Annotated in this window: 11 protein-coding genes and 2 tRNA genes; 5 read left to right on the top strand and 8 right to left on the bottom strand. The window is 33.2% G+C overall.

What is annotated here, in order from left to right:
* Positions 1-1,202: IS1182 family transposase (locus RCH19_RS09480; protein ID WP_343023012.1), on the bottom strand; the 1,202-nt coding region annotated here is incomplete at its 3' end.
* 136 nt (positions 1,203-1,338) lie between these two features.
* Positions 1,339-2,982: a hypothetical protein gene (locus RCH19_RS09485; RefSeq protein ID WP_343023013.1), complete on the bottom strand. Its 1,644-nt coding sequence runs from the start codon at positions 2,980-2,982 to the stop codon at positions 1,339-1,341.
* A 215-nt stretch (positions 2,983-3,197) separates the two neighbouring features.
* Between RCH19_RS09485 and fabD the strand changes: the two genes are divergently transcribed.
* Complete coding sequence (fabD, locus tag RCH19_RS09490) at positions 3,198-4,070, top strand: ACP S-malonyltransferase (protein WP_343023014.1); 873 nt, start codon at positions 3,198-3,200, stop codon at positions 4,068-4,070.
* Between the two features lie 123 nt (positions 4,071-4,193).
* Here fabD and RCH19_RS09495 read toward each other — a convergent pair whose 3' ends face one another.
* From RCH19_RS09495 to RCH19_RS09505, 3 genes are all read right to left on the bottom strand, one after another.
* Positions 4,194-4,397, bottom strand: a complete 204-nt coding sequence (locus tag RCH19_RS09495; protein ID WP_343023015.1) for a hypothetical protein — start codon at positions 4,395-4,397, stop codon at positions 4,194-4,196.
* A 74-nt stretch (positions 4,398-4,471) separates the two neighbouring features.
* Positions 4,472-5,485 carry a UDP-glucose 4-epimerase GalE gene (galE, locus tag RCH19_RS09500; protein ID WP_343023016.1) on the bottom strand — a complete coding sequence of 338 codons (1,014 nt, stop codon included), beginning with the start codon at positions 5,483-5,485 and terminating at the stop codon, positions 4,472-4,474.
* Between the two features lie 30 nt (positions 5,486-5,515).
* On the bottom strand, positions 5,516-6,646 hold the full coding sequence (locus tag RCH19_RS09505; protein WP_343023017.1) for a DegT/DnrJ/EryC1/StrS family aminotransferase: 1,131 nt from the start codon (positions 6,644-6,646) through the stop codon (positions 5,516-5,518).
* Between the two features lie 229 nt (positions 6,647-6,875).
* On the opposite strand from RCH19_RS09505, the gene RCH19_RS09510 reads away from it, so the two are divergent.
* The 4 genes from RCH19_RS09510 to RCH19_RS09525 all read left to right on the top strand — a co-directional run bounded on the left by RCH19_RS09510 (position 6,876) and on the right by RCH19_RS09525 (position 11,133).
* A complete protein-coding gene (locus RCH19_RS09510) occupies positions 6,876-8,117 on the top strand; it encodes a glycosyltransferase N-terminal domain-containing protein (RefSeq protein WP_343023018.1) in 1,242 nt (413 codons plus the stop codon).
* Positions 8,104-8,550 (top strand): GNAT family N-acetyltransferase, encoded by a 447-nt coding sequence (locus RCH19_RS09515; protein WP_343023019.1) that lies wholly within the window; start codon positions 8,104-8,106, stop codon positions 8,548-8,550. Before RCH19_RS09510 ends, RCH19_RS09515 begins: the two co-directional genes overlap by 14 nt.
* A gap of 23 nt (positions 8,551-8,573) precedes the next feature.
* Positions 8,574-10,748: a S46 family peptidase gene (locus RCH19_RS09520; protein ID WP_121924016.1), complete on the top strand. Its 2,175-nt coding sequence runs from the start codon at positions 8,574-8,576 to the stop codon at positions 10,746-10,748.
* A 193-nt stretch (positions 10,749-10,941) separates the two neighbouring features.
* A complete protein-coding gene (locus RCH19_RS09525) occupies positions 10,942-11,133 on the top strand; it encodes a hypothetical protein (RefSeq protein ID WP_121924015.1) in 192 nt (63 codons plus the stop codon).
* Positions 11,134-11,288: 155 nt separating this feature from the next.
* Here RCH19_RS09525 and RCH19_RS09530 read toward each other — a convergent pair whose 3' ends face one another.
* From RCH19_RS09530 to RCH19_RS09540, 3 genes are all read right to left on the bottom strand, one after another.
* Positions 11,289-11,636, bottom strand: a complete 348-nt coding sequence (locus tag RCH19_RS09530; protein WP_121924014.1) for a DUF1508 domain-containing protein — start codon at positions 11,634-11,636, stop codon at positions 11,289-11,291.
* A gap of 385 nt (positions 11,637-12,021) precedes the next feature.
* A tRNA-Leu gene (locus RCH19_RS09535) sits at positions 12,022-12,107 on the bottom strand.
* An 11-nt stretch (positions 12,108-12,118) separates the two neighbouring features.
* Positions 12,119-12,194 (bottom strand) — tRNA-Gly (locus tag RCH19_RS09540).
* Positions 12,195-12,266 lie beyond the last annotated feature (72 nt).

Raw genomic sequence — 12,266 nt, forward strand, 5'->3', positions numbered from 1 at the left:
CCTTCTTTATAACAACCCTCTTTTAAAGAGCAGGTCTTACATTTTTCCACATCAAAATAGTAGGTTTGTATTTGATTGGTTCCAACATTTTTTTTACCTTGGCGAGCCTTTCGTATGGCCATATGACCAGCAGGGCAAACAAATCTATCGGCATCTTTATTATAGTCAAATTTATCTTCATCTTTTCTAGCTCCTTGTGCTATAGTAACATTTAGTCTGGCTACCACTTTAATATTTTGCTCCCTTGTGAGTTTGAGATTTTCTTTTCCTGTATAAGCTCCATCCCCAATAATAGTATCAACATCGATTCCGTTTTTTTGACTAATCGCTAAAAGTCTAGGTAATTCTGGTCCATCTCCTTTTTCACCTGATGTAACTACAGCCGCTGTAATGATGCGCTCCTCGGTCATAGCTAAGTGAGTCTTATATCCAAAGAAAGAACTATCAGCGGATTTATGACCCGTTTTAGCATCTGTATCTTTTGATAAGTTAAAATTTTCTTGAGTGTCTTCTACAGTTTCTATGAGTAGATTTAATTTCTCTTTCACAGCTGGAATCGAACTTATTGACGGCTCATTTTCAATGCGTTTTTCCAACTCTTTACAATAAGCTAGTTCCTTTTCTAAGTCATTGTCGGTATTTTTTTCAGGCATATGTTCTTTGAATTCCTGCTCAAAGCTGTATACTGTTTTTCGCAGTAGCTTGGAACGCTCTCTCAATACATCGATGGCTAAAAATGGATTGGATCTTGATAAAGTATGTGTGGCATCAACGATGATAGACTTAGAACGAATAATACCTTTTTCGATAGCAATGGTGACTGTTTTGTTTATCAATAGATTTAATAGGTCGGTATCCTTTAGACGTAATTTTCTAAATTTTGTTAACGAACTCGCATTGATAACATCGTCTTCTGGATTCATATCCAAAAAATATTTAAAGGACATATCGTATTGAGAACGCTCCACGACATCAATATCGGAAACAGTGTAAATTGTTTTTAGTAATAAATACTTGAACATACGAACGGGACTTTCTGCCATTCGCCCATTATTGGTACAGTACTTATTTAACAACTCATCGTAAATAAAAGAAAAATCAATCAAATCATTGATTTTTCTTAATAAATTTTCTTTTGGAACTATTAAATCATACAACGAAGAATACTCGCTGAATTGTATTGTTTGTTGTTGTACTAACATCTAAAAAAAACACTTATAATTAGACTTAAATATAAGAAAAAAGGAGTAGAAATCCATAGATATCTACTCCTTTTTATGTGTCAATTTATTAGAAAGACTTTTTCAGTGCCCTCAATAATCTGTAAGCCATTTTTTATTACTTAGTTTTTAGACTATCTCTTAGATTGAGATTTTCAAAAGTTGAAATATCAATGACCTCTTCTAAATCTAAATCGAAAGAAACCGATATACTGTCCCCAATTATTGTTACCGGCAACTGATTTGAGATCTGAGAAGAACCCACGAATATATTAGGATAATCTTTTACTTTAAAATAGTAGAAGCTATTACCGTTTTTGACGTCATTTTGAATTCTAGTGACAATTGATTTTACCGTCTTTTTATTAGAAACGCTATTCGGGTTTATCTTATTATCCGCCATATTATAGACGTTTTTAAAAGCAGTAAGCGTTTCACGCATGGTGTTTCCTACTCCAACAATCGTATAATCAGAAATATCAACCATCGCAAACATTTTTACTAATCCTCCGTCATCTTTCAACGTCATCACATAGGCAGGAATGTTGTTTATGTTATAAGGAATAGGCAACGACGCCTTATATCCTTTTTCCTGAACTTTTCCTTCTGCTGAGCTTTGAGCAGCATATTCAGTCGCACCACTTTGTTTGTAAAATGTGGCTTGTTTTGTTCTAGTATCTACTAAAACAAAACCAACTGCAGATTCATCTTTCCCTACCGAAGTGAGTCCGGTATACCAATACGATTTATTATCTTTTCCATAAACTAAAGTTAGACCTTCAGTTGTTTGTAGTTTATCAGCATTAGAAAAGTTCCAATATCCATGAACATATTTTCCCCAATAATTCAATTGATTTTCAATAAAATCTAAAGGTTGGATTCTGTCCACCCATTGCGGTGTTTTAGCAATTGAATACTCATTAATAGCACCTGATTGTGCATCAACTACAATAACTCCCGTAGCATCTTTTCCCGCAAAACCAATTTTTTTAGCATACTTAGTGATCACCCAAAATGGATTTCCAGCATCATCAATCTCAAAACTAAAGTCGGTTAAGCCAGCAGTTGCATTTCCATTAAAGTAAACATGACGATGCAATTCACTTCCAAAATAAGCTCCGGGTTGGTATTTAATTTTTACAGGTTTGCCACCAACGTTCTGGACAAGTTTTACATCACGCTCATTAGTTGCAGATACCATTACATATCCATCCGTTCCATCTTTATTGTTAAACCATTTCAAAAGTCCTGAATGCAGTAAAGGTGCAACCCAATACAATTCTGTACCAACTTTTTGAATACAAAATTCACCTAATTCCACTTGGCTTCCTAAAGCCGGTTGTGATCCCAATATCTTTTCACCTAATAGATATGCTAATTTTTCGTCGACAACTCTAATTTTATCAATAGAAATTGGCGCAATGTGATTGGTGATTTTCTGGCCATCTTCAACCTTGCCAATTAAATTTTTAAACGAATCAGTTCGTAACATTTTTGTACTAGTAACAAGAGGAAGCAATATTATATATGCTAAAAGTACCGCAACTAAAACATACAAAATCTTGCTTGGCAGTGCAGCAAGTTTTACTTGCTTTGTTTTTTCTGATACCGTTATCCCAGCTGAAAAAACTATTGCTACAAAAACTAAGATTAATAAGATAAAAGCAAAACCCGTAAAACCGTAGTTAATTACTGGTAAATTGATGTAAAACAATACAAAGCCTAAAATAACAAGCACTAAAATTGAAACTATTTTCTTCATAACTTTATTTTTATACTTAATTAGTAGATAAATCTAATATATGTTACAAAGGAGCCCATAAAATCTAAGCAATTACAACGATAGCATATCTTTTTTTAAGATTTTTACATCTAAATCGCATACGAAAACCATTGTTTTAAATACAGTAAAAAATAGTATTTTTGCACTTGGTTCGTTATTAACGAAATGAATTTTTAAACGATAAAAAAGCAATTATGAAAGCATACGTATTTCCAGGTCAAGGAGCACAGTTTACAGGAATGGGCAAAGACTTATATGAAAATTCACCTTTAGCAAAAGAATTGTTTGAGAAAGCAAACGAAATATTAGGTTTCCGCATCACAGATATTATGTTTGAAGGAACTGCAGAAGAATTGAAAGAGACTAAAGTCACGCAACCAGCAGTTTTTTTGCACTCTGTGATCTTAGCAAAAACATTAGAAGATTTCAAACCAGAAATGGTAGCAGGTCACTCTTTAGGAGAGTTTTCAGCATTAGTTGCTAACGGCGCTTTATCATTTGAGGATGGTCTAAAATTAGTTTCTCAAAGAGCTTTAGCAATGCAAAAAGCGTGCGAAATCAAACCTTCGACTATGGCAGCGGTTTTAGGATTAGCAGATAATATCGTAGAAGAAGTTTGCGCTTCTATTGATGGCGTTGTAGTAGCAGCAAACTACAACTGTCCTGGACAATTAGTTATTTCTGGAGAAACCTCAGCAGTTGAAAAAGCGTGTGAAGCTATGAAAGAAGCTGGAGCAAAAAGAGCTTTGTTATTACCTGTAGGCGGCGCATTCCACTCGCCTATGATGGAACCAGCACGAGAGGAATTAGCGGCAGCGATTGAAGCAACTACTTTTTCAACTCCTACGTGTCCAGTATATCAAAATGTAACTGCTACTGCAGTTTCATCGCCAGAAGAGATTAAGAAAAACTTGATTATTCAATTGACTGCACCAGTAAAATGGACACAATCTGTACAGCAAATGATCGCTGATGGAGCTACTTTATTTACTGAAGTTGGACCTGGTAAAGTATTAGCTGGATTAATTGGAAAAATTGACAAAGAAGCTGCGACTGCAAATGCATAAAATTAGTGATCAATAGTAAGTCTAATTAGAATTACAAAATCCTCATAAATAAATTTTTATGAGGATTTTTGTTTTATAAATCATTTGCTTCCTCAAATTGACTATTTAAAAAAACTGGCAAAATTACTTTCCCCAATTCCATGACTTTATTTTTTGATGCATTTCAGCTTTTACCTCTTCTGCCGTTAAGCCTTTTTCGAACTCCTTATCAAAATCAAAATTTTCTCCAATGCCCTTCTGCTTTGAATTGGTTTTGTAAGCTGTAATTGGTTCTTCAGCATTGTTTGAATTTAATTTTACATCACTCATAACTAATGTCGTAGTCAAACAAATTTACATAAAAAAATCCCAAACTATCATTTTGATACTTTGGGATTCTCATTAAAAATAATAGCTATTTTTTAACTTCTAATCTTTTGTTCCCATTTCCAAGCGCTTGCCATCGCTTCCTCAAGAGTAGATTGTGCTTTCCAACCAAGAACATTATTTGCCTTGTCCGTATTGGCGTAAGCCGAGGTAATATCTCCTTCTCTACGGCCGACAATTTTGTAAGGCAATTTTTTACCGCTTACTTTTTCGAAACTATTTATAACTTCTAATACAGAACTTCCTGTACCAGTTCCTAAATTGAAAGTTTCTACTTTAGCAATATTCTTTTTATTTAACAAACGTTGTAATGCTATTACGTGGGCTTTCGCCAAATCTACTACGTGAATATAATCACGAACAGCTGTCCCATCAGGAGTAGGATAATCATCTCCATAAACTGCTAACTCTTTTCGCAGTCCAAAACCTGTTTGAGTAATAAAAGGAACTAAGTTTTGAGGAACTCCTATCGGTAACTCCCCTATTTCAGCTGATGGATGTGAACCAATAGGATTAAAGTAACGCAATAAAATTGCATTTATATTAGTCACTTTGGCAGTATCAGCTATTATTTCTTCACCTACAGCTTTTGTATTTCCATAGGGAGAAATCGCTTGCTGTAATTCTGCATCTTCAGTAATTGGCATTTTTTCGGCTTGACCGTAAACCGTACAAGAAGAACTAAAAATGAAATTAGCGTCAGGTTTTTGCTGCAATTGCTGTAAAACATAGATTAGCGCACTAATATTATTTTCATAATACAACAATGGATCCTCTACACTTTCACCTACCGCTTTTGAAGCTGCAAAATGAATGACTCCTGAAATATCGGTATGTCTTTTGAAAAAATCCTGGACTTTCTCTTTTTCACGTAAATCAATGTTTTCGTAAGCTGGAGTTTTACCAGTTATCTTTTTAATTCCATCTAAAACACTTAACGAAGTATTTGATAAATTATCTACTATGATAACCTCAAAACCTTCGTTTTGCAATTCAACTACGGTATGAGAACCAATAAAACCTAAACCTCCTGTTACTAAAACTTTCATCTTTTTCTGCTGTTTTTTGTTTACAAATAATTATTTTAAAAATTCTAAAACGCTATCTGTAATATATTTAATTTGTTCATCATCTAATTCAGTGTGCATAGGTAAAGAAAGTACTTCTTTCACCAATTGATTAGTAATTGGAAAATCTTCCTCCTTGTATCTACTATCTTTATATGCTTTTTGAGAGTGCAACGGAATTGGGTAATAAATAGCACAAGGAATTCCTTTGTCTAATAAATGTTGCATCAATCCATTTCTGTCTGCTGCAATAATACGTAATGTATATTGATGAAAAACGTGACAATCACAAATATCACAAATCGTTGGCGAAATGATATTTTTATGACCTTCAAATGCCGCGGAATACTTTCTAGCCGCATTTTGACGTGCTTTATTATATTCATCTAACAACGGTAGTTTAGCGTTCAAAACAGCTGCCTGAATACTATCTAAACGAGAATTCACACCTACCACATCATGATGATAGCGTTCGTACATTCCGTGGTTTACAATTCCACGTAATTTATGAGCTAATGCATCATCATTTGTAAAAATTGCTCCTCCATCTCCATAACATCCTAAGTTTTTTGATGGGAAAAATGAAGTTGCACCAACATGACCTATTGTTCCAGCTTTCTTTTTTGAACCATCAGAGAACCTACAGTTAGCACCAATTGCTTGCGCATTATCTTCGATTACATATAAATCAAACTCTTTGGCAATAGCCATAATTGCTTCCATGTTAGCGGCACGACCAAATAAATGAACTGGTACAATAGCTTTTGTTTTTGGAGTAATTGCTTTTCTAATTCCCTCTATAGAAATATTCATATTAACTTGGTCAACATCCACTAAAACTGGTGTTAACTGCAGCAATGCAATAACTTCAACTGTTGCCGCAAATGTAAAATCGGCAGTAATTACCTCATCACCCGGTTGCAAATCCAGACCCATCATCGCAATTTGCAAAGCATCGGTTCCATTTGCGCATGGAATTACATGCTTAACATCCAAATAATCTTCTAATGATTTCTGGAAATGATGTACTTGAGGTCCGTTGATATAAGTATTAGTTTCTAAAACTTCCTGAATAGAAAGATTAACGGTTTCTTTTATTTTATCATATTGACTTTTCAAGTCAACCATCTGGATTTTCTTCATTGATTTCTTTTGTTTAAAGGTCAAAAGCTTAAAGTTTTTAATCGCAAAAAACCTTTTCTTAAAACGATTAACAAAAATAGTTATTTAATGAGTTCAAACCAATGAACGTATATTAAAAAAATAGCATTGTTATAAAATAATAGCGTTGAATGAGATCAATTTGAATTTAAACATTTCTTTGGAAGTAATTAAAATAAAGAAAACGTATTTTAGCCAAAAATACAAAAAGATGCTTTTTCTCTATAATTTAGTAGTTCAATTTGCTGGTTTTTTACTAAAAATCGCAGCTCTTTTTAGCTCGAAAATGAAACTTTTTATCGAAGGTCGGAAAGATGTTTTCACCACATTAGAACAAAAAATAAAATCGACCGATAAAACTATTTGGTTTCACGCGGCTTCTCTTGGAGAATACGAACAAGGTTTGCCTGTTATCGAAGCAATCAAAAAACAGTTTCCTTTTCATAAAATCGTACTTACTTTTTTCTCACCTTCGGGCTACGAAGTACGTAAAAACAATACAGTCGCTGACGTTACCGTTTATCTACCATTAGACACAAAGAAAAATGCGCAGGAATTTTTGAGATTAACACATCCAGAATTAGTATTTATAATTAAATATGAATATTGGCCTAATTACCTCGCTGAACTTAAAAAACAAGAAATTAAAACTTACTTGATTTCAGGAATTCTTAGAAAAAATCAGTTGTTTTTCAAATGGTATGGCGGTTTTTATAGAGAAGCACTAAATACTTTTACCTACTTTTTTGTTCAGAATGAAAATTCAAAAAAGCTATTACATCAATTAGGAAAAACGAATGTTTCAGTATCTGGTGATACTCGATTTGATCGCGTTGCAACCATTTTAGAAAAAGATAATTCTCTAGATTTTATTGCTCAATTTAAAAACAATAAGCTTACAATTGTTGTGGGTAGTTCTTGGCCAAAAGATGAAAATATTTTAATAGATTTCATTAATTCAAATCCATTAAGTACTAAATTTATTATTGCGCCACACAATATTAAAGAAGAGCAGATCAAAAATTTAAAAGAAAGTATGAATAAGAAAACAGTTTTGTTCTCCGAAAAAGAAGGGAAAAATCTAGCTGATTTTGATGTCTTTATTATTGACACTGTCGGCATTTTAACTAAAATATACAGCTATGCTGATATCGCTTATGTAGGTGGTGGTTTTGGAAATCCAGGGGTTCATAATTTATTAGAACCAGCCACTTTTGGCGTTCCCATTGTTATTGGACCTAACTACTCCCATTTTGCGGAAGCAACCGCATTAGTCAATATGGAAGGCTGCACAGTTATAAAAAACGCAACTGAATTAAACGAGGCTTTTTCAAATTTGATTAGAAATGAAGATATTAGGAATGAAAAAGGACATATTTGCGAAACTTTTGTGCAAATGAATAAAGGAGCAACTGCTGTAATTTTAAAAAATATTTTGAATGATACAATTTAAGCCATTAGTAGTTTCTGAGATTGAAACAATAGTTAACATGATGGAACAATTTTATGCAATAGATAATTATCCTATTGACACTGAAATATCTAAAAGGCTGTTTCAAGAATTTATTTCTGATGAAAAACTTGGTAAAGCTTGGCTTATTTTTTCTGATAATGAAGTGGTAGGCTATGTAATTCTAGCATTTATATTCAGTTTTGAATATCAAGGCACAATTGCATTTTTAGATGAATTATATCTGTCAGAAAAAGCTAGAGGAAAAGGAATTGGAAGTCAAACCGTAGCATTTGTTTTAGAAGAAAGTAAAAAACTATCCTTAAAATTAATCTACTTAGAGATCGAAAACCACAATCAAAATGCACAAAAATTGTATATTGCAAGCGGTTTTGAAATGCACAATCGGAAATTAATGGCCCACAAAATCAAATAAAATTGCAAACTAAATAAATAAACATGAAATTTTTAAAACTATTCCTATTATTATTTGTTATTCAGACGCAAGCCCAGCAAGGTGGTATGTGGATTCCTTCTTTATTGAAAGGAATGAATGAAACAGAAATGAAAAATCTAGGCATGAAAATGTCTGTGAAAGAGATTTATGATGTGAATAATTCAAGCATTAAAGATGCTGTTCCACATTTTAACGGAGGTTGTACTTCTGAAGTGATTTCGCCAAAAGGTTTGATTTTAACAAACCACCACTGTGGTTACTCTCAAATTCAATCACATTCTACAGTTAAAAATAATTACTTAGCTGATGGTTTTTGGGCTTATAAAATGGAAGATGAATTACCAAACGATAACTTGACTGTAACTTTTATTGTAAAAATAGAAGATGTAACTACATCAGTTTTAAACGGAACTGCATCACTTACAAATGAAGCTGATAAGCAGAAAAAAATTCAAGAAAACATTTCTTCATTAAGTAATTCTTTACCAAAGGAAAACTGGCAAGAAAATAAAATCCGTACTTTCTTTGAAGGAAATCAATACATGCTTTTCGTTACGGAAACATTTACAGATGTTCGTTTAGTAGGTGCGCCACCAACATCTATTGGAAAATTTGGTTCTGATACTGACAACTGGGTTTGGCCACGTCATACAGGAGATTTTTCTTTATTTAGAATTTACGCTGATAAAAATAATCGTCCAGCTAAATATTCGAAAGATAATGTGCCGTACACGCCAAAACACTTTTTACCAATTTCACTTGACGGTGTAGCGGAAGATGATTTCACTCTAGTATTCGGATACCCAGGAAAAACTAATGAGTATTTACCAGCTGTTGCCATTGAGCAAATCGTAAACGAATTAAATCCAGCAAAAATCGAAATCAGAGATAGAGCATTGAAGGTTGCTGATGGATTTATGAGAAAAGATAATGCGATCAAAATTCAGTACGCGTCAAAATATGCAAGTATTGCTAACTATTGGAAAAAATGGATTGGTGAAACACAAGGATTAAAAAAATCAAACGCAGTAGCTGTAAAAAGAGAAGCGGAAAAAGCTTTTCAGGAAAAGGTAGTTAAAGCAGGTAAGCAAAAAGAGTACGGAACACTATTAGCTGATTTCGAAAAAAACTATACTGAAATAGCTCCCTATGCAGTTGCAAAGGAATACTTCGCTGAAACAGTACAACGCAATACAGAAATGCTTAGCACTGGTTTTAAATTGTATCAGTTAGAACAGGTTTACAATTCTAGAGGAGAACAAGCATTTAACGATAGAAAAGCAAACCTAGTAACTAGTTTAGCTGATTTTTACAAAAACTTCAACGCATCAGTAGATGAAAAGGTTTTTGAACAACTGATAGATTTATATGCCACGAAATCATCTAAACAGTTTTTACCAAAAGGTTTAGTAAATGTAAATGCTAAAAACTTAGCGTCAGAAGTTTACGGCAAATCAAAACTCAAAGATTACGAAAGTTTGAAAAAATTACTTTCTGGTGATGCAAAGACGGTTATTGCAAACTTGAATGCTGATCCTGCTTTTATACTTGTAAAAGAATTATCTGATAAGTATACTAAAGAGATTGCCCCAAAGTATGATGAAATCAACATGAACATTACAGCATTACAGCGTACGTACATGAAAGCGCAATTAGAGTTAAACTCTGATAGTCGTATTTTCCCAGATGCTAACAGCACATTAAGAGTAACCTATGGAAAAGTTAAAGGGTACGAACCTAAAGACGCTACTTTCTATCAACCAGTTACCTACTTAGAAGGTGTAATGGAGAAATATGTTCCTGGAGATTACGAATTTGATATTCCAGCAAAATTAGTTGATCTATATAATAAAAAAGATTACGGTCCATACAGCGAAAACGGAAAAATGCCAGTTAACTTTATTGGTACAAATCACACTACTGGAGGTAATTCAGGAAGTCCTGCAATTGACGCGCATGGAAACTTAATTGGACTTAATTTTGACCGAGTTTGGGAAGGAACAATGAGTGATATCTATTATGACCCTAGTATTTGCAGAAATATAATGGTTGATATACGTTATGTGTTATTCATTATGGATAAATATGCAGGTGCTCAAAACTTAATTAGCGAATTAAAGTTAGTTCACCCAAAACAGACTAAACCATTAAAGAAGAAGGTCTTAAGAAAAAAATAAAATCAATTAAAGGTTAAATTAATCAAAGTTGATACTATTTAACCTTTGTTTTCAACTGGCATAATAATTGCTATTTGCTTTGGCGTGGAGAGAAAATATAATTTTTAAAAAAATAAATAAAAAAATAATTTACATATTAAAAAATTTATATCTTTGCCACGAATTAATAATTAACCTTTTATAATAAATTAAGATGAAAAAAGTATTTTTAAGTTTAGCTGCTGTTGCTGTATTAACTGTTGTATCATGTAAAAAAGCTGACGCTAACGCTGAAGACACTATGACTGTAGACACTACTGCTGTAATTACTGACACTGTTGCTGTTGTTACTGATTCAGTTATGACTGTTACTGACACTACTGCTGTAACTCCAGAAGTTAAGTAATTTTTAAATTACAAAAAAAATGAAGCCATCCGCTATGCAGGTGGCTTTTTTTTATTCTAGCGTTTTATTTTTTTAAAAATAAGAGGCTCGAAACAAAAAAAGAGAGTGTTCTGAAACTTCAGGACACTCTCTTTTTTTAATACTATTAGATTTATCTAATCAAGAAAAACAAAATCATTCCCAGAGAAGTCCAATATCTCAGACACACCTCCGTATCGTACGATTTCATCGATTCCTTTCTGCAAACGCAATGCTGTGGTATACTTTCTACTTGTTGCGAAAATCTGCCCGCCTAGCATCAATTTAAAGAAGAACTTTCCAGCTGACGATTTGAATTTTAGAAACTCTGCCGTTTCTATCTGAATTTTAAACCTTTCAATATCTTCTTCGCATTCAAACTTTAGCTCGTAACTTAAACTCGTGAACACAACTTTACCTTTCCTCGAAGTGAACACAAATTTATATTCGTCATTATATCTTTTACTAATTACAAAAGCTCCCATACTTAAAACAAAAATTAATCACAAAATCAAGTTCAAATAAAAAAAGCAACTGCTTTTCAACAAAAAGAAAATTTTTTTTAAATCAACATTCCGATAATTTTAGAAATAATACTGATTCTCGTTTTCAGAGTTGACTTCGAATCCACTACTCACAATGACACAAAACTTCTATTTGAAATATTTATTCCAAACTAAAGTATTTCACAATTGATCTCCAATATTACTACTATTCTAAATAATCGATTCAAAACATAAAAAAACTCCAAACGCAGTTTGAAGCTATTTAAGTAAAATTTAAAGCTCTACCGCTGAAATTAAAAAATATGTTTTGGATCGAAATTTAATATATAAAAAAAGCTCCAAACATAGTTTGAAGCTTTTCTAGTACTCAGAGCGGGACTTGAACCCGCACGAACATTGCTGTTCACTGGATTTTAAGTCCAGCGTGTCTACCAATTTCACCATCCGAGCATTATGTGGTGTGGAGCGAAAAACGGGGCTCGAACCCGCGACCTCGACCTTGGCAAGGTCGCGCTCTACCAACTGAGCTATTTTCGCATTTTCAGTTCGACTTGGCGAACCGCGATACTTGTTCTGTATTGCGGATGCAAATTTAAGACTTTTATTGAG

It is taken from the genome of Flavobacterium sp. PL12 (assembly GCF_039123485.1).
Classification (GTDB): domain Bacteria; phylum Bacteroidota; class Bacteroidia; order Flavobacteriales; family Flavobacteriaceae; genus Flavobacterium; species Flavobacterium weaverense.